Raw genomic sequence first — 25,304 nt, forward strand, 5'->3', positions numbered from 1 at the left:
CGTGGTGTTCATTACGAGTACAGAAAATAGTCTAACAATCTTAGGCTTTATTGGCATGCTCAAGATTCCTGGGCTGCCTTTTTTTTATTTAATAGGAAAAGTAGGACTTTCCTATTAAATAAAAAAAGCTAAATAAAAATTTATTTAGCTTTCTATTTCTTTAATTGTCTTTATATCTTTCTCTAAGAAAAAATATTGCTAATGTTCCTGGACCAGAGTGAGCACCTATTGAAGCACCTATGGTATTTATAATAAAAGTTTCAACTCCAAACTTTTCGGAAATTAGTTCTTTTAATTTCATAGCTCCTTCTATATTATCACCATGACTAATTCCAACAATTTGATCTTTTAATTCAACTTCAGAGGTTCTCTTTTCCATAATATCCAACATAGTTTTAAATACTTTGTTTTTCCCTCTTACTTTTTCTAATGGAACTAATTTACCATCATCTACATGAAGAACTGGTTTAATATTTAATAATCCTCCAAAAAAAGCTTGAGTTCTGGATACCCTCCCTCCTCTAAATAAATATTCAATATCATCTACAGTAAATATATGTTCAATATTTTCTACATAAAATTCTATTGCCTTTATGATTTCTTCTTTTGTTCTTCCTTCTTTCGCCATTTTTGCTGCCTCAAGTACAATCAATCCAAAACCAACAGTAGCTGATTTAGAGTCTATTATATCCAATTGAAACTTTGGATATTTTTCTAAAATTTCATCTCTTACAAATAAAGATGTTTGGTAAGTTCCAGATAATCCTGATGAGAAAGCTATATATATAACATTGTCCCCATTTTGAGCATATTCTGTAAACCTTTCTTGAAATACACTAGGTGGTATCTGTGCTGTTTTATATACTTCACCATTCCTCATATCATCATATACTTTCTTAGATTCTATTGTAATATTATCTAAATATTCCTTATCATCTTTAATCACAACAATAGGTAAAATATCTATACTATATTCTTGTATTAATTCTTTTGGTAAATCACAAGCACTATCACTTAATATTTTTATTCCCACTTTTATATCCCTCCCTCTATAATATTATACAACATTATTTAAATAGAATTAACAATAAAATGAAAATAATGGAATATATTTTTTATTTTTTAAATAGATTATATTACTATTATTTTAAGGAGCTGAATTTCATGAAATTATTCTTTATTAAGAAAAAAACTTTATTTTGGATAATTGCAATATTAATTTTAATGATTATTTGTTTAATAGGTATTCCTTTTTTAGTTTAAGTATTGACTTACTAACTTTACCTTCTTATACTTAATATAAAGGAGGGATATTTATGACTTTACTAGAAAATACTTTTTTATTAGGTATATTAGCCAGTACCATAGCCGGTCTATTTACAGGTATAGGGGCTATTCCTATATTTTTCACAAAAAATATCTCTGAAAAAATGTTAGATACCTTACTAGGTTTTGCTGCTGGTGTAATGTTAGCAGCTACTTCGTTTTCCCTCATAGTGCCTAGCTTAGAATATTCAGGTGGTACTGTTAAAGGTGCTTTTATAACTGCATTAGGAATATTAGTAGGTGCTATATTTCTCGATTTAACAGACAAATATTCACCCCATGTTCATCTTTTAGATAAAAGAACTGAAGGAGCTAGTACATCTCTAAAAAAGATATGGTTATTTATCATTGCAATAACCCTTCATAATTTTCCTGAAGGTTTGGCTGTAGGCGTTGGTTTTGGTGATGATAATATAAGAAACGGCTTATCAATTGCCCTAGGTATAGGACTTCAAAACATTCCTGAAGGTCTAGCTGTAGCCTTGGCTTTAGTTAGAGAAAAATACGATGTTAAAAAAGCTTTTTTAGTAGCACTATTAACAGGACTAGTAGAGCCAATAGGTGGTATACTAGGTATTGGACTTGTGTCGGTTTTTAAGCCTATATTGCCATTTATTTTAGCCTTTGCAGCCGGTGCAATGTTATTCGTTATATCAGATGAAATAATCCCTGAAACTCACAATAATGGATATGAACGTGAGGCTACTTATGGTGTCATAATTGGTTTTGTTATTATGATGATACTAGATGTTACTTTGGGATAAAAAAATAGCAGATTAATCTGCTATTTTTTGTCACTCCTCTACTTTCAAGAAATAATATTTATTTATAAGTACATCCAACTCTTGGCTGAAAGTTACAATCTTTTCTTTATCTATACCTTCTACAATAATCTCATTTAACTCTTTTCTTTTTTGTTCAATTTCATTTCTTACTTCCTTTAATCTTACATTTTCACCCATGGCTTCACAACCTTTCTATTATCAAAAATATTACTAAAATAAAATTTGGAACGTAGATTTTATCTTTGCAATTCTAGATATTCATTAAAGGTTCATCCAATTAATACTTTATTGTATTATATCCAGTTTAATTTATATTAAACACATCTTTTATATTATTTATATAAATAATATAATAATTAGAGTCTTAAAAAATCCTTTTTACAATTTTATAATATACTTTTAACAATAAAAACAATGGGAATAACTATTTCCATTGTTTTTTATTGTTCGATATATAATTATTCATTTCAGTTACATAGGTATTCTTTATCTCTCTTATAATTTTATTGTTAATAGAATCTATTTTTATATCATCAATACTTGATATAGGCAATACATTTACAGATGTTCCTGACATAAATGCTCCATCTATTTTTCTTATATCATCTATATGAATACTTTCTTCCACTATTTTTATATTTAGCTTATTACATATATTAAATATATGTTTTCTCGTAATGCCTATTAGTACATCTGTGCCTTTTGCTGTATAAACTTTATCACCTTTTACAAAGAAAATATTGGAACGGCTTCCTTCAGGTATATAACCTGATTTATTTACAAGTAATGCTTCAAATGCCTTGTTTTCTTCTAATTTCTTTGTCACATTTTCTTTAAAGGATGTAAATAATACTTTTGCATTGGGATTGTTACGTTCATGATGAAATATTGTAGTATGTATTCCATCTTTATAATATTCTTCTGGAGGATAAAAGCTTTCTATATTGTAAACTAAAAATACTTTTCCTATTCCTTCAATATCAGTAGATAAAAGTTTTATATTTAATTTATCTATATTATTTTTTAAAATGAGTTTTTTAATATCATTTTTTATTTCGTAAATATCTTTATCTATTCTATATCCAATTATATTGGCTGATTCAAACATTCTTTCTAAATGGTCTTCTAAAAAAAGAGGAACTCCATCTATAGTTCTTATGACTTCATATATAGGTGGCTTTTCTACTTTCTCAAAAATTTCGATTTCTTCTGTTTTTATAATCTTTCCGTTTAAAATTACATAATCTTTAATTGCTTCTTTCTTCATTTTTATCCCCCTTTTATATATTACTTTTCTATTTCCTCCAAATTGTTTATAATTATATCCTTCTTAATTCTAATTAGCTTTACGCTTTTTTGTGATAAGGACTTTCGCATATCTTCTATAGATAAGTTGATTTTCTCTAATATCTTTACTTTATCATCATCTTTTTCAAATTTCAATCTCATTTTATCTATATCTTCTTCTACACTTTTTAATAAATCAGAAGCTTTAGTATTTTTTCCTTCTAACGAATTTATATATGCTTGATATACAGCATATTTAATTTTATTTATTTCTCCTCCCACCTCATCTCTATATAAACTCATAATAGGTACAAGGTTTAACATAGTTTGACTGCCATAGTTATAAACTTTTCTTATATTTCTTTCTTCAACACTTTTTGTTAATAAATTTAAACTTGATCTGAAACTATCAGTCTTTTCTGTAGTAGCTCCTTTTTTTATTCCTTCTGGTTCGTAGTCATTCCAATTCTTGTGTATATCTTCTATCTTCTTATCTATTTCCTGCCAGTTTTTTAAAAGTTCTTCTTTATCTTTTTCTTTTTTTTCCTGCTCTTTATTTTTTGTACTTTCTTTACTCACATCTTCCTTAGTACTTCCACCTTCATTATTACTTTCCCCTTGTTTACCACCTGATTCCTCACCATTAGAATTTTGGTTTTGGTTTTGATCTTTACCTTTGTCTCCTGTAGATTCTTGATCTTTAGCCTTATTCTCTTTGGGCATTTCTTCGACATAAGTACCATCTAAGATTTTCTCAATTTTTTCTATATTTTTGAGTGTATCTTGAAGTTCTCCACTTATATCTCTTAGATAGTTTGGTGCTTTATCTTTCTTTTCAAATTTTGCACTTTGATTTTTAGTTATTTTGCAGCCACTTAACGTAAACAATATTGCTATGAATAATATAGATAATTTAACTCTTTTCAAAATAATCACCTCTAGATTATTATTTCCAGAGGTAATTATTTTATCAAAGAATAGGAGATAATAATCTAGAAAAAGATTCTTTAATTTTTACTATATTGCTCCTATTTCTATATTCATTTAAAGTTATTTCCTTACAATACTGTAAATCATCTATAAATTTATCTGTTAATTTTAAATTTATAGACTCATCATATAAAAATGCGTTAACTTCAAAATTCAATTTAAAGCTACGAATATCTAAGTTTGCTGTTCCTACTGAGGAAATGAAATCATCCATTAAAACCACTTTTGAATGAAGAAAACCTCTTTCATAAGTATAGAATCTTACTCCTGCCTGAAGTAATTCCCCAATATAACTCATACTAGCCCAATAGACAAATGGATGGTCTGGTTTACAAGGTATCATAACTCTTACATCTAATCCAGATAATCCTGCTAATTTTAAGGCTTCAAATATACTGTCATCTGGTATAAAATAGGGAGTCTCTATATATATCTTTTCTTTTGCATTAGAAATCATCTTAAGATACCCATCTTTAATGCTGGGCCATTTTGAATCTGGTCCTGAAGAAACTATTTGAATTCCAGTATTTCCCCAATCATCTTCTGCTGCAAGATATGTTTGACATCTAGTTATTTCTTTACCTGTAGCAAATCTCCAATCAAGAAAAAATCTCCACTGTAACGATGATATGGCAGAACCCTTTATTTTTAAATGAGTATCTCTCCAAAATCCAAATTTTTTAGACAAACCAATATATTCATCACCTATATTAAAACCACCTATAAAAGCTTCTTTTCCATCTATTATACATATCTTCCTATGATTACGATAATTGATTCTAAGACTTATTAAAGGGACAAATGGGGGGAAAAATACTCCTACCTCTCCACCAGCCATTTTTAATTTATGGATATACTTTTTTGAAAAATTTCTGCCCCCCATTCCATCAATTAAAAGTTTTACCTCTATTCCTTCCTTAGCTTTTTCACATAAGGCATCTATTACTTTAATTCCTAGATTATCTGATTTAAATATATAATATTGTAAATGAATATATTGTTTTGCACTTTTTATGGATTCCAATAATGCTTCAAATTTTTCATTTCCATCAAAATATATGGCTACATTATTATCTTGGGTAAAAAACGAGTCTGAACTAATTAAGTGCATTTTTATCAAATCTTCATATCTGGTATAATTTGGGTCCCTATACTTATATTCATCATTTATCATTTGTTCCTCTTGGTTCAATGCCAAATTTTTAAAGCAATAATCTTCTTCCTCTTTTATTTTAAATAATCTTTTCTTGCTTAGATCTTGACCAATAAATAGATACAAAATAAAACCTATTCCTGGTAAAAATGTTAAAACCATTACCCAAAGCCAAGTAGAAGTAGGATTTCTTCTTTCAAAGAATACAAGTAAAATAGCAAATAAAATATTTAACCATAATATATTTCTAAATATCCATCCATAAGATGTAAACAGAAATTCCATATTTCCCCCCTAGAAATTAATTATTTTTCTTTGCTTTATATCTCTTGCTGCTATCTAATATTTTTTTTCTTATTCTAAAGCTAATAGGTGTTATTTCTATTAATTCATCATCTTCGATAAATTCTAAAGCCTCTTCTAAAGACATATCCCTTGGTGGTGAAAGTCTTAAAGCTTCATCTGAACCAGAGGCTCTAACGTTTGATTGTTGTTTTTTTCTACATACATTTACATCTATATCTAATCCTTTTGGATTAGAACCTACTACCATGCCAGTATATACTGGTATACCAGCACCTATAAATAATATTCCTCTTTCCTGCGCTGAGTGAAGTCCATAGGATGTAGATTCACCAGTTTCAAATGAAATAAGAGAGCCTACTTTTCTTCTTGGAATTTCTCCTTTATAGGCTGCATATCCTTCAAACACAGAGTTAAGTATTCCATTACCCTTTGTATCTGTCATAAATTCTTGTCTATAGCCTATTAAACCTCTAGCTGGTATTAAAAATTCCAGTCTAGCATATCCTCCGTTGGATTCAGTCATACTAATTAGCTCACCTTTTCTTTGTCCTAATTTTTCTATAACTGCTCCAATAAAATCATTAGATAAATCTATTGTTACCTTCTCCATTGGTTCCATTTTCTTACCATTTTCTTCTTTAAATAAAACTTCTGGTTTAGATACTTGAAACTCATATCCTTCTCTTCTCATATTCTCAATTAAAACTGATAAATGAAGCTCTCCTCTGCCTGATATTTTAAAGGCATCTGTAGATTCAGTTTCTTCTACTCTAAGGCTTACATCTGTTTGTAGTTCTTTAAACAACCTGTTCCTTATTTGTCTAGAGGTTACAAACTTTCCTTCTCTTCCTGCAAAAGGACTATTGTTTACTGAAAAAGTCATGGCAATAGTTGGTTCTGAAATCTTTACAAAAGGTAAGGCTTCAGATTTATCAATATCACATAATGTGTCTCCTATATGAATATCTTCTACTCCAGTTACGGCAATGATACTTCCTACTGATGCCGATTCTACTTCTACCCTGTTTAATCCTTCAAATTCATATACTTTAGATATTTTAACTTTTTGCTGCTTATGTGGACTTTCAATATTTACTATTAACACTTCATCATTAGCAGCTATTTTTCCTCTTTCAATTTTCCCTATTCCTATTCTTCCTATATAATCATTGTAGTCTATTGTAGATACCAAAACCTGTAAAGGCTCGTCTATATCACCCTCTGGGGCAGGTATATTTTCGATTATAGTTTCAAATAATGGATCCATATTTTCTCCTTCATCTTCTAAGGATAAAGTAGCTATACCTTTTTTAGCAGAGGCAAATAAAAATGGACAATCTAAATTACTTTCATTTGCACCTAGTTCTATAAATAAATCTAAAACTTCATCTATTACTTCATTTGGTCTTGCTTCTGGTCTATCAATTTTATTGATACATACTATTACTGGTAAATCTAGTTCAAATGCCTTTTTTAAAACAAATTTAGTTTGAGGCATTGGTCCTTCAAAAGCATCTACTACTAAGATTACTCCACTTACCATCTTTAAAACACGTTCCACTTCTCCACCAAAGTCAGCATGCCCCGGAGTATCTATTATATTTATTTTAACATCTTTGTAATTTATTGCAGTATTCTTTGCAAGTATTGTTATACCTCTTTCTTTTTCTATATCATTAGAGTCCATTACTCTATCTTCTACTACTTGATTTGCCCTAAAAACTCCTGATTGCTTTAATAAACTATCAACTAAAGTTGTCTTTCCATGGTCTACATGGGCAATTATAGCAATATTTCTTATATCGTTTCTTTTGATCTTCATACAACAAGTCCTTTCCTATTTAAAATTCTTATCTATAGCTTTAACAGAATTCATTTTATCATACTTTAAGAATAAAACAAAATAAAATCTGATATTTATATATCAGATTTTATTTTATCGTTACTATGCAGTCGTTTTTATTTCATCATGCATATCAATAGTGTTTTGTAAATCATAAAGATATCTATAATGTTTATTTAAGTTCATAAGTTCTTCATGAGTTCCATACTCTATTAATCTTCCATCTTTCAATACCATTATTTTAGAAGATATTTTTCTTAGATTATATAATCTGTGGGATATAAATATACTTATCTTATCTTTTGATAAATCCGAAGCTCTTTTAAATATTTCATGTTCTGATATTGGGTCTAAAGATGCACTTGGTTCATCTAATATATAACAATCTGCATTTCTTAAAAATGCTCGAGACAATGCTATTCTTTGCCACTGTCCTCCCGATAATTGAACTCCTTCATCAAACCATACTCCTAGCTGTGTATCTATTCCTTTTGGCAAATTACTAACCATCCCTCTTGCATAAGCCTTATCTATTGCCTCTTGTAGTTTTATATCATTATCTATTAAGTCTATATTTCCTAATCCTATATTTTCTCTACAAGTTAATTCATATCTATTAAAATCTTGAAATATAATTCCTATTTTATTGCCTAAATCTTTTTTATCTATTTTCTTTATTGATACTCCATTAATTAATATTTCTCCTTCATAATCATAATAAAACCCCGATATTAACTTTACCAATGTAGATTTTCCTGAACCATTTTCTCCCACTAAAGAAATATTTTCTCCTTTTCTTATTTTAAAGCTTATATTTCTTAAGGCATATTCCTGTCTATTGGGGTATTTAAAACTAACATCTCTAAATTCTATTGTATTTATTTCTTCTATTGGTATACTATCTGACATTGGTAGTTCTTCTTTTACCGGCATTTCCAGAAAGTCAAATAGCTGTTTTATATATAGATTGTTTTGGTACATTGCTAATATTGAGCCTAATAATCCCTCCATGTTTCCTTTTATATTTGAAAGACTTCTTATGTACGCAACTGTATTTCCTAATAGTATTTCTCCTATATAAGCAGATTGTACTATTAGATATAGTATAAATCCTCCTATTATTTGGTCGAATATTTCAAATATAAATGATGTTAATGTTCTTTTTTTGATTATTTTTTTATCTTGTTTAATAAAACTATTACTTAGTTTTTTATATCCTTCAATAAAGTAATCTCCTAATCTATATATCTTTATTTCTTTAAATGCTATATCATTTGTCATTAGATAATTAAGATACCAAGCTTTTCTTCTTTCCTGTGATCTTTCATATTCTATTTTATATTGTAAATGCCCTATTTTAGCCATATAAATTGTTGATATAAATGGAATAGCTACTACTAAAAGTATTATCCATGGTTTCCAATATAATAATATAGCTAAGGATGATATAAAGCCTAAAAATTGGCTTATTAAACTTAGTACTATGGAGAATACTGCATAGGGTCTTTCTATTGCCTCATTTTGTGCCCTCCTTAGCTTATCATAGACTTCTGAATTCTCAAAATCACTTAGACTAAGGATTTTAGCTTTCTCTAATATCATTACACTCATTTTATAGTTTAAATCTATTCTATATATATTCTGTAAATATGAATTGAGTTGTGAAATTATATATCCAAAAGAATTTAAAGCTAAATATATTATCAATGGATATAATACATAGGTAAATTCTTTCCCTATACTGGTTTGTATTGAATTTAGTAAAGATTGTGTAGCAAGTATTGAAGCCGCTGGAAGTATGCCATTTATTATATAAAATATCGTTATTAATATTAAATATGTTCGTTTAACATTCCACAGCAACTTAAATACCTTTGGAAATGATTTGAAGGATTTTATTGCATCTTTTAAGTTAAATGAATATATTTCATGATCCATAGTTTTCTCCTTTATAGTTTCTATTTTACCATAATCTTTTGATGTTTATTCTCTATATTCTAACGCTTGTAATGTATGTCTTACAGTTGCCATTACTATTTCTTCTTAAATCAAATAGATAGTATATTTCATATCATTATATAAAGTTTTAATATCTTATCTATTATATCATATATATATTTGTTCTTTTGTCGAACCTTGTCTGAAAATTTAACTTTTTTCTGTATTATTTTTCTTACTTAAATATTTATAATAAAAAAATCAAGTCTTCAAAATAAGACCTGATTTATTGATTTTAATCTTTAGTTTATTCGTTTTATTGCTGTAACTTTATTTTTTTGTATATAAAACTCATCTGAAAGACCATTTACAATAACTAATCCTCTTCCAAAACATTTTAGATCAGTAGGATCATAGGATTTGCAGTCATAGTCTATACCCTTTCCTTCATCTTCCACCTGAATTGTTATTTTATCTTCTTCTACCTCTAAAGATAGTTTAACACATTTGGATATAATACTATCATTACCATGTAAAACTCCATTAATAACTAGTTCATTTAGTATTAGTTTTATGTCAAACATAGTATCTCTGTTCGATATTATCTTGTTTAATTTCTTTAAAATATCATCAATAAAGTTTTTTATCATTTCTAAGTCGCTGCATACAGTGCCACTGTACTTAAAATCCAATGTCATCACTTCCATCTAAATATTTAACTTCTTATTGTCTATTTATATTTTACCCATATTTTTCTTAATCTAACCCACATTATAAATAAGCTTAAAAAAGTTTTTATAATTATTATTTTATAAGTTTATTAATCTTATATTTGGGTATCATCTACATGATTACAAAATGAGAGGAGGATGGAAATGGAAAGATGGGTATGTGATCCATGTGGTTATGTTTATGATCCAGCAGAGGGAGATCCAGATAATGGAGTAGCTCCAGGAACTGCTTGGACAGATGTACCAGAGGATTGGGTGTGTCCAGTATGTGGTGCAGATAAAAGCCAATTTTCTCAAGAATAAAAAAGGATAATATTCCTTACATAAAGGCCAGTAGTTTTTAAACTACTAGCCTTTGTTTTTTTCTATGAAATAATCTCTTCAAATACCTGCCATACTTTTTCCTTGTTTATCTTTTTTTCTGATGAATAAGGAATTATAAGGTTGGTGTCCTTGATTCCCAGTTTGTCTTTAATTATCTTTACGTTTTTTTGCCAATTTCCCTTTGAAATCTTATCTACCTTAGTTGCTATTACTATACCTGTATATCCAAAGGATTTAATCCATTGGTACATCTGTAAGTCTTGGCTAGTTGGTTCGTGTCGTATATCTACAACTAAAACTACTTCCCTTAAGTTTTCTCTTTGGGTTAAATACCTATCTATTATTTCTCCCCATTTTTCGATTTCACTTTTAGAAGCTACTGCATAACCATATCCAGGTAAATCCACAAATCTAAAACTATCATTTATTATATAGAAATTAATAGTTCTAGTTTTTCCTGGTTTTCCTGAAGTTCTTGCTAAATTTGTTCTATTAACCATGGAGTTTATAAAAGAGGATTTTCCTACATTGGACCTTCCGGCAAAGGCTATTTCTGGAAGGTCATCTTGAGGATATTGCTTTGGACCTACTGCAATTGAATGTAAATCCGATTTAATTATTTTCATTTTTATCAACTCTTTCAATTAAAGCTTGTTTTATTACTTGTTCCATATTTTTTACAGGAACAAATTTCATTTTTCTTCTTATTTTATCCGGAATTTCTTCTAAATCTTTTTCATTTTCTAAAGGTAATAGCACCTTCTTTATTCCCATTCTATTAGCTGCCAATACCTTTTCTTTAATACCACCAACTGGGAGTACTCTACCTCTTAAGGTAATCTCTCCTGTCATTGCAACTTCCCTTTTAATTGGTCTATTAGATAGTGCTGAAATAACTGCTGTAGCAATGGTAATTCCTGCAGATGGACCGTCTTTTGGTATTGCTCCTTCTGGAACATGAATGTGTATATCCATTTCTTTATGGAAGTTCTCTTCAATACCTAAAGTATTGGAATTAGCTCTAATATAACTAATTGCTGCCATGGCTGACTCCTTCATTACATCTCCTAATTTTCCTGTTAGTTGAATTTTTCCTGTGCCTTTCATACTATTTACTTCTACAGAAAGTGTTTCTCCTCCTACAGCTGTCCAAGCTAATCCATTTGCTACCCCTATTTGATTTTCCTCTTCTAAGGTATCAAATCTATATTTTTCAGCCCCTAAATAGTTTGATAAATTGTTATTATTTATTCTAATTTTCTTTTTGTTTTCCTCTACAATTCTCTTTGCTGATTTCCTGCATATATTGGCTATATTTCTTTCTAAATTTCTAACTCCTGCTTCTCTAGTATAATTATTTATTATACTTCTAACGGCAGATTCTGATACTATTAAATTATCTTCACTTAAACCATGTTCTTTTATTTGTTTAGGCAACAAGTGATTTAATGCAATCTGCAACTTTTCTTCTTCTGTATATCCTGATATTCTAATTACTTCCATTCTATCTAAAAGTGGCCCTGGAATTGTAGCTGTAGTATTTGCAGTAGTTATAAATAGCACTTTAGATAAATCAAAAGGTACATCTAAATAATGATCTGTAAATGTTACATTTTGTTCAGGGTCTAAAACCTCTAATAATGCACTGGCTGGGTCTCCTCTATAATCACTGCTTAATTTGTCAATTTCATCAAATAAGAATACTGGATTTTTAGTTCCTGCTTTTTTCATGGAATTAATTATACTTCCTGGCATAGAACCAATATAAGTCCTTCTATGACCTCTTATTTCTGCTTCATCCCTTACTCCACCTAAAGACATTCTAACAAATTTTTTATTGAGAGATTTAGCAATTGACCTTGCTATGGACGTTTTTCCTACTCCTGGAGGTCCTACTAAACAGATTATAGGCCCTTTCATACTATTAGTCAGCTTCTTAATTGCTATAAACTCTAGTATTCTTTCCTTTACATCAGTTAATCCATAATGTTCTTCATTTAATATATCTCTAGATTTTTTAATATCTATTTTATCTTTAGTTTCCTTATTCCAAGGAAGGTCTATTATCCAGTCTAAATAAGTTCTAATAACTCCTGTTTCTGGTGAGTGAGATGATAATCTGAGAAGTCTTTCAACTTCTTTCATTGCCTTTTCTTTTACTTCTTTAGGCATCTTTATTCCATTTATTTTCTCTTCATATTCCTCTGCTTCCACTATTATATCATCATCTTGACCTAATTCTTTTTGAATAGCTTTTATTTGTTCTTTAAGGTAGTATTCTTTTTGAACTTTATTTATTTGTTTCTTTACTCTTTGATTTATTTGATCTTCAATTTTTAACACTTCTATTTCTTCTTGAAGCATTATATGAAGTAATTCCAATCGTTCATAAAAATCAAAGGATTCTAATATTTTTTGGTCATCTTCTGGTTTTAAATATATATAAGAGGCTATAACATCTGCAAGCCTTCCTGGATCTTCTATATCTGTTATGGTAATTAAGATTTCAGAAGATATTCTATCATTATAGGAGATATATTCTTCAAAATCATTTACTACAAGTCTCATGGCTGCCTCTGTAGTAGAATCTTTTTCTATATCTTCTTCTTCATATTTTAATTCTTCTACTTCAGTTATAAAATATGGTTCTTCTTGGATTATATCTGTTACTTTACCTCTATTTACTCCTTCCACCAATACCCTAATACTTCCACCAGGTAATTTTAACATTTGTTTTACCTTTGCTATAGTTCCTGTATGATAAAAATCATCTATACTTGGTTCATTGACCTTAGGGTCTTTTTGAGTACATAAAAGGATTTCAGAATCATCCATCATGGTCTTTTCTAAAGCTTTAATGGATTTATCTCGTCCAATATCAAAATGAACCACCATATGCGGAAACATGGATATGCCTCTTAGTGGTATTAATGGCAGGGTTTTCTTCTCTATATTATATTGATTCAATTCTAATATCCCTCCAATAAACTGCAATATGTATAAATACAAGGAAAAGCCCACAAAAAGTGAGCCTTTAAGATGCAGATTCCTTGTTATTTGTTTTATTAGATCTACTTTTCTTTTTTCTATCTGAAATTACTAAAGTAGGTTCTACTTTATTCTCTATTGTTTCTTTAGTTATGACGCATTTTTCTACATCATCTCTAGAAGGAATTTCATACATAATATCCAGCATTACTTCTTCTATTATACTTCTAAGTCCTCTTGCTCCTGTCTTTCTCTCTATAGCTTTTTTAGCTATGGATACTAAAGCTTCGTTTTCAAATTCAAGATCTACTCCATCCATATTGAATAATTCTTTATATTGTCTTACAAGTGCATTTTTAGGTTCTGTAAGGATTTTTACTAGTGATTCTTCATCTAATTCCTCTAAAGTCACCGTAACTGGAAGTCTTCCTACAAATTCTGGAATCAATCCAAATTTAAGAAGGTCTTCTGGTTGAAGATGTTTTAAAAGTTCTCCTATCTTTTGTTCCTTTTGTAAAGTTATATCTGCGCCAAAACCCATAGCTTTTTTACCTACACGATTTTGAATTATCTTATCTAAACCATCAAAAGCTCCTCCAACTATGAACAATATATTCGTTGTATCAACTTGAATGAATTCTTGATGAGGATGTTTTCTTCCACCTTGAGGTGGGACATTTGCAACTGTGCCTTCTAGTATTTTCAGAAGTGCCTGCTGTACTCCTTCACCACTTACATCTCTTGTAATAGATGGGTTTTCAGTTTTTCTAGCTACTTTATCTACCTCATCTATATATATTATACCTTTTTCAGCTCTTTCTATATCATAATCTGCTGCTTGAATAAGCTTTAAGATTATATTCTCTACATCTTCTCCTACATATCCTGCTTCTGTTAAGGAAGTAGCATCTGCTATTGCAAAAGGTACATTTAATATCTTTGCTAAAGTCTGTGCTAATAATGTTTTACCAGAACCTGTAGGCCCTAACATAATAATATTACTTTTTTGTAGCTCCACATCGTTACTCTTTGTGGGTTTCTTGTTTATTCTTTTATAATGATTATAAACTGCTACGGCTAAAGCTCTTTTAGCTCTATCCTGTTTTATAACATATTCATCTAAAGTATCCTTTATGGCAGCAGGTTTTGGTAAATCTTGCATTTCATAATCGAAACTATCAATGAATTCCTCTTCAATTATTTCTTGACACAATTCTATACATTCATTACATATATAAACATTTGGCCCTGCAATAAGCCTTCTGACTTGTTCTTGGGGCTTCCCACAGAAAGAGCAACGAAGCTGTCTTTCATCATATTTTACCACGATGACACCTCACTTATATTATTTTCTTGATATTACCTCGTCTATTATTCCATATGTTTTTGCTTCTTCTGCTGTCATGTAATAATCTCTGTCTGTATCTTTAGATACCTTTTCTAATGGTTGACCTGTTCTTTCTGCCAATATTCTATTTATTCTTTCTCTTATTTCAATAATCTTTTCAGCTTGAATTCTTATATCTTCAGCCTGACCTTTAGCTCCACCTAAAGGCTGGTGTATCATAATATCAGCATTTGGCAAAGCAAATCTTTTACCTTTTGCTCCTGCTGCAAGTAAAAATGCACCCATAGATGCTGCCATACCAGTACATATAGTTGATACATCTGGTTTTATATATTGCATAGTATCAAATATAGCAAATCCTGCACTTACTGAACCACCTGGACTATTTATATAAAGTTGAATATCTTTCTCTGGGTCTTCTGCTTCTAGGAATAATAATTGTGCAACTATAAGATTTGCACTGACATCATTAACTTCACTGCCTAGAAATATTATTCTTTCTTTTAATAATCTAGAGTAAATATCATAAGATCTTTCCCCTCTGTTAGTTTGCTCTACTACCATAGGAACTAAAGTCACTTTACATCCCTCCATTAATTATTTAAATTTAACGATTGATTTAAGCAATTCAATAACCTTTTGATTAGTAATAGCTGTTTCTAAGAAAGATAAATCTCCCTTTCTCATATCTTCAATAAATTTCTCTTTATTTTCTTGCTTATAGGAATCAGCCATTTTTTCTAATTCTTTGTCTATATCTTCTTCTGTTACAGTAATATTTTCAGCCTTAGCAATAGCCTCAAGAACTAAGTCTCCTTTAACTCTTTGAGCCGCCATAGGTCTTAACTGTTCTTTTAAGCTATCTATAGTTGAATTAGTTATTTGTAAATACTGCTCTAAATTGATTCCTTGTGTTCTCATTCTATAATCAAAATCAGATAATTCATTTTGTAACTGAGTATCTATCATAGCTTCTGGTATATCCACTTCGCAAGATTCTATTACTTTTTCAATTAGATTATTTTCATTTTCTACTTCTTCTTTTTCTTTGAATTCTTTTTCTAGTTTTTCTTTAATATCATTTTTATATTCTTCTAAAGTATCAAATTCAGATACATCTTTTGCGAACTCATCATCAAGTTCTGGTAATTCTTTTTCTTTTATTTCATTTATCTTTACTTTAAATATGGCTTCTTTGCCTTTTAACTCTTCTGCATGGTATTCTTCTGGGAAAGTTACTACTACATCTACTTCTTCTCCTTTATTCTTACCCACTAATTGTTCTTCAAAACCTGGAATAAATCTTCCAGAACCAATTTCTAATTCTTGTGCTTCAGCAGTTCCACCTTGGAATTGTTCTTCTCCTACAAATCCTTTATAATCAATATTTAATATATCACCAGTTGTAACAGCTCTATCTTCTACATCTATTATTCTTCCGTTCATTTCCTGAACTGATTTTAATTCTTCTGTTATATTATCATCTGTTACATTATACTCTATTTTTTCGATTTCTATACTTTTGTAATCTCCAATATTTACCTCTGGTTTAACTACTACTTCTATTTTAACAACAATAGGTTTCCCTTTTTCTATTTCATCAATATCTACTTCTGGTTGGTCAACTGGTTCAAGCTTTAATTCTTCTACTGCATTATTATATGCTTCTGGCAAAATAAGATTAATAGCTTCTTCATAAAAAAATTCTGGACCATAATTTAGTTCTATAATCTTTCTTGGTACTTTTCCTTTTCTAAATCCTGGAATATTGAATCTTGATCTGTTTTTTATATACGCTTCTTGCGTTGCTTTTTCAAAATCTACCTCTGGTATTTCAATGGTAAAACTAACTTTATTACTCTCTTTTTTTTCTAATACAGCTTTCATTTATATTTTCCTCCTCCAGTATATTTATCCATTTTAACTAACCTATTATATCATAAAATTATAACATAACAAATAACAATATCCAACACTATAAATCACAAAAACATAGTAAAAAAACCAATGGTCCAAATCCACTGGTTTTAACATGGTGCGGGAAAGAGGACTTGAACCCCCACGTCAATGACACTAGATCCTAAGTCTAGCGCGTCTGCCAATTCCGCCACTCCCGCATAAATAAAATAAATTTAACTCACTTTATTATTATACCATGTTGTTTTTACTTGTCAATATTTTTTTAAAAGACAAGTATTACTCCCCCATCATAAGCGTATGCCGTACTAAGACCTGCTGTCTTTACTACAATTATGTCCTTGAAATTATATCTACTTTGAATTTCTCTCTTTAATTCCTCAGCTTTGTCCAGAGCATTTGCATGGGAAATGGCTAAAATCTTTTCTTCAAATTTTTCTCCAGTTTCTCCAATTATCTCAATTAGTCTCTTGAAAGCCTTTTTGGTACCCCTTACATTTTCAACTAATTTTATTTCCCCGTCATCAGTAGATCCCATAATAGGCTTTAAGTTTAATACATTAGCTATTAATCCCTTTGTTTTTGAAATCCTTCCATTTTTAATTAAATTATCTAAACTCTCTAAAATGAAAAATGTTTTCATTCCATTAATGTAACTCTCTACTTTTTCTACTATTTCAAAGTTACTTAACTGCTTTTCTACTAATTCCTGTATTTTCATAGATATTAAAGTTTCTCCTATACTTGCAGACTTTGAATCAAATACATGAATAAATTTATTTTGATCTTCCTCCTGTACCATTTCTTTTGCCAACAATGCTGAATTATATGTTCCGCTTAGCTGACTTGAGATGGTAACAGCAAAAATATTATCTGCCTTTCTGTATTCAGTTACAAAATCTCCAGGTGAAGGGCAGGAAGTCTTTACTGGATTTGAACTATTTCTCATAGCTTGAATTAATTCTATAGGATTCATGCTTTCATCATCAATAAATTTTTTATCGTCTACATCTATTTTAAATGGAACTAAGCTTATATTAAGATTTTCCTTTAGTTCTTCATTTAAATCACAACTACTATCTGCTACAATTTTATAATTCATCTAATCACCCCACATTTTTTAATTTCCTAATCTTATTTCAATAAACTCTGCTAAATCAGATGCTATTTTTAAAAGCCCTATATCTTCCTTAGCTTCAAGCATTACTCTAACTAAAGGTTCTGTACCTGAAGGTCTTATGACTACTCTTCCTTGACCTTTAAACATATCTTCAATTCTTTCTATTTCTTCTCTTATTTCTTCATTTTCATAATATTTATATTTAAGTTCATTTCTTACTTTTGCATTTACTAATATCTGTGGGAAATCAGTCATTAGATTATTTAATTCCGACATAACTTTTCCTGTAGCTTTCATTACCTCAAGTAAATGAAGTCCAGTGGCCAAACCATCTCCTGTAGTATTATAATCTAGAAAGATTATATGGCCTGATTGTTCTCCACCTAATACAAAATCTTTAGAAATCATTTCTTCCAATATATATCTATCTCCGACTTTAGTTTTTACTATATTCATACCATTTTCCTGTAAAAAGGTGTCTAACCCCATATTAGTCATTATAGTACCTACAATAGTGTTGTTTTTAAGTTTGCCTTGTTTTTTAAGATATTGTCCGCAAATAGCCAATATATGGTCACCATCTAATACGTTTCCCAGTTCATCTACGGCTATTATCCTATCTCCATCACCATCAAAAGAGATACCTATATCTGCTTTTTCTTTCAATACTAGCTCTTGAATCATCTTAGGATTAGTAGAACCACAATTTTTATTTATATTCATTCCATCTGGTTCAGTATTTATTACTACCACTTCTCCACCAAGTCTTTTTATAGTTTCAGGACCAATTTTATATAATGCACCATGCCCACAATCCATAGCAATTTTAACTCCTGTTAAATCTATATTAGATGTAGATACTAAATAATCTATGTAATCCTTTGGTCCGTTTTCTTCTTTTATTACCTTACCAATATTTTCTCCTATTGGTCTTATATCTAATTCTTTCTTATTTAATATAATGTCTTCAATTTCCTCCTCTACCTCATCTGGCAGTTTAAATCCTTGGTTATTAAAAAATTTAATCCCATTATATTCACCTGGATTATGAGACGCAGATATAACTACCCCTGATAGAGCATTATATTTTCTTATTAAATATGCCACTGCTGGAGTAGGTATAACTCCTACGGATATAACGTCTAATCCCATGGAACAAATACCTGCTGTTATGGCAGCTTCTAACATATCACCTGATGCCCTTGTATCTTTTCCTACTATTACTATACCTTTTTTTTCTTTAGCTAATATATAAGCACCTGCTCTCCCTACTTCATAGGCTAACTCTGGAGTTAAGTCCTTATTTGCAATTCCTCTAATACCATCTGTACCAAATAGTTTACCCATATTATAAACCTCCCCATTAGTGAATAACTAAAACAAAAATTCCTCATTTAATTGAGAACAGCAATCCATTGGTCGTTTTAACTATTCACTAGCTTTAAACTTTTCTTTTATAATTTCAATCAACTTTTCCTTATCATTTAATTCAGGATTTTCTAATACCTTTTCTAATAGATAATTTAATATTTCTCCTATTTTTTTTCCTTCTTTATATCCTAATTTTATCACATCATGACCATTAATTGTTAATTGTTTTTTTTCATATACTTCTTTATTTTCTATAATTCTTTTTATTTTCTCTTCTCTCTCTATTAAATCCTGTATATTTGCATCTTTATTTGAACATAGCCTATCAGCTTTATTTAATTCCAATAGTGTAAATATCCTTTCTTCTCCCATGATAGCCAATAGTCTTTTTAACCCTTTTTCTCCTAAATTATCATGCTGTGTCATATGTTTATATATTAATAAACTAACAGTTTCAATTAGTTCATTTGAAGCTTTTAGTCTTTTTAATATTTTTTCAGCTATTTTAGCCCCTACTTTATCATGATTATAAAAATGTCCTATGCCGTTTTCATCTATAGTCAATGTATGAGGCTTTCCTATATCATGTAAAAGTGCAGTAAGTCTTAATTCTAAAATAGGATCTGTATTATCTAGTACACACAGTATATGTTCAAATACATCCTTGTCATGATGAGGAGTGTGTTGATTAAATCTTACTGTATCCATTATCTCTGGCAAAACTATAGAAAGCATTCCTGTATCTTTCATTAACCTAATTCCATTTGAAGGGGTTTTACATAGTAAAATCTTAAAAAACTCTTCTCTAATTCTTTCTATGCTGATATTTAAAATATATTCACTATATAATTTACAAGCTTGAAAAGTAGATTCCTCAATTGAGAATTCAAGCTGTGATGCAAATCTAAGTGCTCTCATTATTCTTAAATAATCTTCACTAAATCTTTCTTTTGGATCTCCTACAGTTTTTATCTGTCTTTTTTTTAAATCCTCTTTTCCTTGGAAATAATCTATTAGTCCTGCTTTTTTATTATATGCCATTGAATTAATAGTAAAATCTCTACGACTTAAATCATCTATAATATTTTTTGAAAAATATACTCTTTCTGGTCTTCTTCCATCTACATACTCTCCATCTGCTCTAAATGTAGTTACTTCTACAATCCCTTCCTCTTGAACTACAACTATAGTTCCAAATTGTTTGCCTACTTCAAGAGTCTTATATTCTTTGAAAACTTCTTCTATTTCATCTGGCAAAGCATCTGTAGTTATGTCAAAATCTGAAGGTTCTCTTCCTATTAAAATATCCCTAACAGATCCGCCTACTATATATCCACTATATCCATTAGCTTCAAGCTTATCTATAATTCTATCTACATACTCTGGAATATTCCATTCCATATTATCACTCCAATATTTCATCTTATTTTAGTATATCATAGTATTTGTGGCAGACAAGTTTTTTTATACAAAGAAAGGCATTGGAAATCATTCCAATGCCTTTCTTTGTGGTTATATTCTGTATTGTAAATTAGTATTGAGTTTTAATTTATTTATAGAATTACTTTGTGAGATCTTATATTATATCTGTCTTAATCTTTATTTCTTTAATTATATTTATTGTATATAATAAATATTGATTTTATTAGAGAAATAATACAGAGTATAAATGCAACAATTGCCAATGAACCATATATTACATTTCCACCAAAACCAGTAGCATCTAGATATTTAACTGATGATGTAAAATTTCGATGTAGCAAAACCATTGTAGCTAGATTTAATAAAAAAAACATAAAAAACGAAAGACTATTATTCAAAATATTTGTTTCTTCTCTTATAAACATATATAAGAAAATAATCGCAGAAATTATGGCTAGAATAATATCAACAGTATAATGAGGAATGTATCGTTTTAAATGATCTTCACTGAAAGAGTTAATAACAGAATATGCAAAAATAAATGAAATTAATATAATTATAGTAATTGCAATTTTACTTTGAAATTTTTTAATTTTACCTTTCATACATATAATCACCTTATATGTCCACTATAAATTACATTAAAATCTCTTTTTCAAAGACAATTGGATCCATATCATTTACTTCTTTATTAAATACAATCTTCATAGACTTAACCTCCCCATCATTTATATATCTATTAGTATTTTCATTCTCCATAATTAACTCAAATAATTCATTACTTATCTTTTCAATTTCTTGATTATGTATTTCATTAACTGTATATAAATCAAATTCTATAATTAGCTCATTATTGTCTTTACCAAATCTTTTTAATTCATAGTTTTTCTTATACTGTCTTATATAATCAAATATCTCTTCCAATATTAATTTTTCGCCTTTAGACTCTTCATTTCTTAAAGTTATCATTGTTTGGGAATCCCTTGAATTGTTTATATTTGAACTATATTTTAACTTATTTTTTGTATCTGTATATAATATTTCCAATCTTCCAACTTTTGAATATTCAATAGGACTTTCCTTATGTAATATATCTAATAAATCCTTATTGGTATTTTTTGCCAGTTCATTAAAAGCTTGATCTTTTTCTGCTATAGTCCTGTCTTTTTCTAAATCAGTAGAAAATTTATCTAAATCCACCTCTATATCCAGTAGTATTTTTATATTATTAAACTTTTTTACTTCATTAATATTATCTATGGCTAATTTATCTTCTATAAATTCCAAATTAGAAACAGTATAATAATCATACCCATGTAAAAAATCATTAATTATACCTGAAAGATTTGTTACAACCTCATCATAACTAATATTTTTTACTTTATTTATATCTTCCTTAGATATACTACCAGAGCCACATGATGTTACCAACAAAAGTAAAATTATTCCAATAATATAATAATTTATTTTTTTCATAGTTAAGCTTACCTCCCTTTAATAATATGAGTAAGAGGCTATTGATTACCTCTTACTCATAATACCTATATTATATTAATATTGGATATAGAATAATCAAAGTCGTACTCGATAACCTTAATTAATAACACGAAGGGAAACCTTTCCATTTCCATGTAAGTTATACATATGTGTTATATAATGATCCCCCGACCATTCTACAAAGTCCACCTGATAAATTAGTCTTACATTATCATTAGCTATCCAAGCTGAATCAGAATGTGGATGTGCTGTAATTGATTCTCTTGCTTTACCATGCCTAAAAGTTACTGTTCCATAGTCAAGAACTTGAAGTCTTTCATTTACTAACCATTTAGCCTCTGTAGCCATCCATCCTATATAATCGTATAACCCATTATATATAGTATTATACTCCTCTCCTGTATATAACCATTCTCTTATTTCTCTATTTCCTTTTTTTATGCCTTCATACTCTCTAGGTTCAACATTTTCTTCTATCCAGTCTGCATACTCATTTAAACTCATATTCTTAGGATTTATTTGCTGCGTTTCTGCAAATACTGCACCAGATGTGGCTAATATTGCAATAATTAATAATGTACATATTCTTTTTCTCATTATAAAACCTCCATAATTTAATTATATACTTATATTCTCGTATTTTTTAACTTATTTATGGTTAAAATCCTTATATTAGGTTCCTTTTTAATATGATAAAAAGTGTAATACAGCTCTTTCAAAATCTTTATAACTTTTAAATATGTTAGCTTAATCTAGAAATCTTAATAACTTTATTTGACAAATAAAATTTTCATATTGACTTTAAGCCTAAAAACATGTTTTCCTCATATTTATACTGAATAGAAACACCCCTATATTCTTTAATAAATTAATTACTTGTAGTGGAAGAATAGAGATTTCTAGTATTAGCATTAAGCCTTATGCTTTGTATGGTTTTGTTGATAGTATGTCTAGAAAGCAACACTTTTGATAGAAACGTCAATATGATAAATTCTAATATTTTACCCCACTACTTACTAAACTCCTAGTTGCATTACTAGCTCCACTATATGTCTTTACCTCCGATGAAACTCTGCAAGTATATCTCTTAGGTACAGTAGATGTTTTATACAATGATATACTATAGGTACTACCACTTTCTCTAAATGTAACTTCACCAATTAATGTCATTTGTGAGTTAGCATATTCATTGGTATCACCTCCTATTTATATAGGGCTTTGCTTCTAATACATAACTCATACTTCGCAGTTGATTTTCCTAGTCAAACCTTGTAGTTTCAATAGTTGACTAAACTTAACTTCAAGTTTATAGAACTTCAAGTTTATAGAACTTCAAGTTTATAGAACTTCAAGTTTATAGATACACAAGTGTGTTTTAACCTATACAAGATTTATATATCTTAAACAATGAAATTTGGAAATACTCAATAAATCTATGAGGCTAACTTGTATATAAATTAACATACAAGAATGGTAAAGTCCACTTATTTCGTTCGCCTATTTTCGACAAATATAGCACGAAACATAGGTTTTGTCGGACTGATATTATTTTTTGCTATCCTTAAATCTAATTGTAAGGTGTCATACAAATCAAAACGAAGTGTTTTTAGGGTTTATGTTCTTAAAAGCAATATAAGGTATATATAGTTCTGATCAAATATTGAATTTTCAAGGTTTACAAGGGAATATTTATGTGCGAAGTTTGAATACATAACTAAAATAATATATTTAATCTTTATTAACTTTTTTCCCCAAAACCAACATTAAACTTACTACAAATATTGATATGGCCATAACCAATGCTATTTCTTTAAAATTCAATACTAATAAAGATATGGTAATTATTATCTCTGTAGTGAGAATAATACCTGTCCTCTTTTTATATATAATCCTTTCCTCTTTATCCAAAGGCTTATTGCTATCTTCTACAGGTGCTAGAAACCAGATTATAATTCCTCCTACTTCTGTTAAAGCTAGGATTATCAAATCTGTGTCTGGAATAATTTTTATTCCTAATAATACCACTAAAATTAGAGCTATAGAAAACAAATAACATTTAACTTCAGTTTTAGCATGATACCCTCCTCCATAAGCTCTAAGCGGAGTATACACTATTATAAATAAAATGCTTTCCCAGACTGCTTTAAATATAAATCCTATTAAGATCGTTGTTATGATGTTTATTAGTATTAAAAGTCCTTGATGTAATCCATAGGCATAAATCTCTTTATCCTCATCTTTTATTAGCTCATTAACAACAAAGTAGTTTGTTATTTTCTCAATCATATTATTTTCCATTAATTTTTACGAAGTTTTTCTGCACCTTTTGGCAATTCAGGCTGATGAGCAAGATACATACATGTTGTATTTACATTCATAGATGTTACCATCAATGCTAAACTTGCAAGAACTCCACCAAATCTTAAAATAACTTTCTTCAAAAGAATCATCCCCTTTGTTATTTTTTGTATATTCATTATACAATAAAAAATAATAGCTTTTTGAGAATTTGTTGAAACTTATATATGTTTTTGTTGAAACTTACAATTTTTGTATATTTGTCATTAAATTATTAAAGGACTTTGGTTTCTCAAAGTCCTAACTATCTAATCTATTAGACTCTATACATTAATATATCAACATGAAATCTATTTTCAGTATGATATACTTTCATGGTACCATCATATTTCTTTAAAATCTTTTCTATATTATTTAATTCTATACCATGAGTTTCTTTGTCCTTTTTCGTTGTTTTCATCTTTTCTCCTTCATAAACAATAGAACCATCAAAAGAATTATTAACATAAATAAATAGTATATCATTCTTATATTTAATTCTAATATCAATGATCCTATTATTCTCAACTTTGGAACTAGCTTCTATTGCATTATCTAATAAATTCCCTAAGATCACTACTGTATCCAATGGAGATATATTCAATTTCGATGGAATTTTTA

At 28.9% G+C, this 25,304-nt stretch carries 25 protein-coding genes and 1 tRNA gene; 3 read left to right on the plus strand and 23 right to left on the minus strand.

Annotated features, from left to right (window positions below):
- Positions 1-160: 160 nt before the first annotated feature.
- Entirely contained in the window at positions 161-1,033 is an 873-nt protein-coding gene (locus tag FYJ83_RS08335) for a DegV family protein (RefSeq protein WP_216584960.1), read from the minus strand.
- Positions 1,034-1,316: 283 nt separating this feature from the next.
- Between FYJ83_RS08335 and FYJ83_RS08340 the strand changes: the two genes are divergently transcribed.
- On the plus strand, positions 1,317-2,090 hold the full coding sequence (locus tag FYJ83_RS08340) for a ZIP family metal transporter (protein ID WP_154439871.1): 774 nt from the start codon (positions 1,317-1,319) through the stop codon (positions 2,088-2,090).
- A 30-nt stretch (positions 2,091-2,120) separates the two neighbouring features.
- Here the strand turns inward: FYJ83_RS08340 and FYJ83_RS08345 are convergent, their stop codons facing one another.
- The 7 genes from FYJ83_RS08345 to FYJ83_RS08375 form a co-directional block, all read right to left on the minus strand.
- Positions 2,121-2,288 carry an aspartyl-phosphate phosphatase Spo0E family protein gene (locus tag FYJ83_RS08345; RefSeq protein ID WP_154439872.1) on the minus strand — a complete coding sequence of 56 codons (168 nt, stop codon included), beginning with the start codon at positions 2,286-2,288 and terminating at the stop codon, positions 2,121-2,123.
- A 247-nt stretch (positions 2,289-2,535) separates the two neighbouring features.
- On the minus strand, positions 2,536-3,378 hold the full coding sequence (locus tag FYJ83_RS08350; RefSeq protein WP_154439873.1) for an aminotransferase class IV: 843 nt from the start codon (positions 3,376-3,378) through the stop codon (positions 2,536-2,538).
- 20 nt (positions 3,379-3,398) lie between these two features.
- The gene (locus FYJ83_RS08355) at positions 3,399-4,325 is read right to left on the minus strand and encodes a hypothetical protein (protein WP_154439874.1); all 927 of its coding nucleotides are present in this window, start codon (positions 4,323-4,325) and stop codon (positions 3,399-3,401) included.
- Positions 4,326-4,368: 43 nt separating this feature from the next.
- On the minus strand, positions 4,369-5,826 hold the full coding sequence (cls, locus tag FYJ83_RS08360; RefSeq protein WP_154439875.1) for a cardiolipin synthase: 1,458 nt from the start codon (positions 5,824-5,826) through the stop codon (positions 4,369-4,371).
- Between the two features lie 16 nt (positions 5,827-5,842).
- Positions 5,843-7,669: a translational GTPase TypA gene (gene typA / locus FYJ83_RS08365; protein ID WP_154439876.1), complete on the minus strand. Its 1,827-nt coding sequence runs from the start codon at positions 7,667-7,669 to the stop codon at positions 5,843-5,845.
- A gap of 123 nt (positions 7,670-7,792) precedes the next feature.
- Complete coding sequence (locus FYJ83_RS08370) at positions 7,793-9,628, minus strand: ABC transporter ATP-binding protein (RefSeq protein WP_154439877.1); 1,836 nt, start codon at positions 9,626-9,628, stop codon at positions 7,793-7,795.
- Between the two features lie 302 nt (positions 9,629-9,930).
- A complete protein-coding gene (locus FYJ83_RS08375; protein ID WP_229768536.1) occupies positions 9,931-10,326 on the minus strand; it encodes an ATP-binding protein in 396 nt (131 codons plus the stop codon).
- A 177-nt stretch (positions 10,327-10,503) separates the two neighbouring features.
- Between FYJ83_RS08375 and rd the strand changes: the two genes are divergently transcribed.
- Positions 10,504-10,662 carry a rubredoxin gene (gene rd, locus FYJ83_RS08380; RefSeq protein ID WP_154439879.1) on the plus strand — a complete coding sequence of 53 codons (159 nt, stop codon included), beginning with the start codon at positions 10,504-10,506 and terminating at the stop codon, positions 10,660-10,662.
- Positions 10,663-10,724: 62 nt separating this feature from the next.
- Here rd and yihA read toward each other — a convergent pair whose 3' ends face one another.
- The 9 genes from yihA to FYJ83_RS08425 form a co-directional block, all read right to left on the minus strand.
- Entirely contained in the window at positions 10,725-11,309 is a 585-nt protein-coding gene (gene yihA, locus FYJ83_RS08385; RefSeq protein ID WP_154439880.1) for a ribosome biogenesis GTP-binding protein YihA/YsxC, read from the minus strand.
- Complete coding sequence (gene lon, locus FYJ83_RS08390; protein WP_154439881.1) at positions 11,296-13,650, minus strand: endopeptidase La; 2,355 nt, start codon at positions 13,648-13,650, stop codon at positions 11,296-11,298. Before lon ends, yihA begins: the two co-directional genes overlap by 14 nt.
- Positions 13,651-13,717: 67 nt before the next feature.
- Positions 13,718-14,998 (minus strand): ATP-dependent Clp protease ATP-binding subunit ClpX, encoded by a 1,281-nt coding sequence (clpX, locus tag FYJ83_RS08395; protein WP_216584955.1) that lies wholly within the window; start codon positions 14,996-14,998, stop codon positions 13,718-13,720.
- A gap of 18 nt (positions 14,999-15,016) precedes the next feature.
- Positions 15,017-15,598, minus strand: coding sequence for an ATP-dependent Clp endopeptidase proteolytic subunit ClpP (gene clpP / locus FYJ83_RS08400; RefSeq protein WP_326828322.1), 582 nt, complete (start codon positions 15,596-15,598; stop codon positions 15,017-15,019).
- 18 nt (positions 15,599-15,616) lie between these two features.
- Positions 15,617-16,906, minus strand: a complete 1,290-nt coding sequence (tig, locus tag FYJ83_RS08405; RefSeq protein WP_154439883.1) for a trigger factor — start codon at positions 16,904-16,906, stop codon at positions 15,617-15,619.
- A gap of 146 nt (positions 16,907-17,052) precedes the next feature.
- Positions 17,053-17,136: transfer RNA gene (locus FYJ83_RS08410), tRNA-Leu, on the minus strand.
- A gap of 65 nt (positions 17,137-17,201) precedes the next feature.
- Positions 17,202-18,038, minus strand: coding sequence for a DegV family protein (locus FYJ83_RS08415; protein ID WP_154439884.1), 837 nt, complete (start codon positions 18,036-18,038; stop codon positions 17,202-17,204).
- Positions 18,039-18,056: 18 nt separating this feature from the next.
- On the minus strand, positions 18,057-19,403 hold the full coding sequence (gene glmM, locus FYJ83_RS08420; protein WP_154439885.1) for a phosphoglucosamine mutase: 1,347 nt from the start codon (positions 19,401-19,403) through the stop codon (positions 18,057-18,059).
- Between the two features lie 81 nt (positions 19,404-19,484).
- Entirely contained in the window at positions 19,485-20,828 is a 1,344-nt protein-coding gene (locus FYJ83_RS08425; protein ID WP_154439886.1) for a CCA tRNA nucleotidyltransferase, read from the minus strand.
- Positions 20,829-21,047: 219 nt separating this feature from the next.
- Here FYJ83_RS08425 and FYJ83_RS19655 point away from each other — a divergent pair, with 219 nt between their 5' ends.
- A complete protein-coding gene (locus FYJ83_RS19655) occupies positions 21,048-21,326 on the plus strand; it encodes a hypothetical protein (protein ID WP_195837957.1) in 279 nt (92 codons plus the stop codon).
- Positions 21,327-21,485: 159 nt separating this feature from the next.
- Here the strand turns inward: FYJ83_RS19655 and FYJ83_RS08435 are convergent, their stop codons facing one another.
- The 6 genes from FYJ83_RS08435 to FYJ83_RS08455 all read right to left on the minus strand — a co-directional run bounded on the left by FYJ83_RS08435 (position 21,486) and on the right by FYJ83_RS08455 (position 25,272).
- Positions 21,486-22,325 carry a hypothetical protein gene (locus FYJ83_RS08435; RefSeq protein WP_154439888.1) on the minus strand — a complete coding sequence of 280 codons (840 nt, stop codon included), beginning with the start codon at positions 22,323-22,325 and terminating at the stop codon, positions 21,486-21,488.
- A gap of 117 nt (positions 22,326-22,442) precedes the next feature.
- Entirely contained in the window at positions 22,443-22,943 is a 501-nt protein-coding gene (locus FYJ83_RS08440; RefSeq protein WP_154439889.1) for a hypothetical protein, read from the minus strand.
- Between the two features lie 396 nt (positions 22,944-23,339).
- The gene (locus FYJ83_RS19660; RefSeq protein ID WP_195837958.1) at positions 23,340-23,516 is read right to left on the minus strand and encodes a hypothetical protein; all 177 of its coding nucleotides are present in this window, start codon (positions 23,514-23,516) and stop codon (positions 23,340-23,342) included.
- Positions 23,517-24,074: 558 nt separating this feature from the next.
- The gene (locus FYJ83_RS08445; RefSeq protein ID WP_154439890.1) at positions 24,075-24,644 is read right to left on the minus strand and encodes an accessory gene regulator ArgB-like protein; all 570 of its coding nucleotides are present in this window, start codon (positions 24,642-24,644) and stop codon (positions 24,075-24,077) included.
- Positions 24,644-24,787 carry a cyclic lactone autoinducer peptide gene (locus FYJ83_RS08450; protein WP_195837960.1) on the minus strand — a complete coding sequence of 48 codons (144 nt, stop codon included), beginning with the start codon at positions 24,785-24,787 and terminating at the stop codon, positions 24,644-24,646. The genes FYJ83_RS08445 and FYJ83_RS08450 overlap by 1 nt, the downstream gene beginning before the upstream one ends.
- Before the next feature lie 173 nt (positions 24,788-24,960).
- Positions 24,961-25,272, minus strand: coding sequence for an ATP-binding protein (locus tag FYJ83_RS08455; RefSeq protein ID WP_195837961.1), 312 nt, complete (start codon positions 25,270-25,272; stop codon positions 24,961-24,963).
- Between the last annotated feature and the right edge of the window lie 32 nt (positions 25,273-25,304).

The organism is Tissierella pigra (genome assembly GCF_009695605.1).
GTDB classification, from domain to species: domain Bacteria; phylum Bacillota; class Clostridia; order Tissierellales; family Tissierellaceae; genus Tissierella; species Tissierella pigra.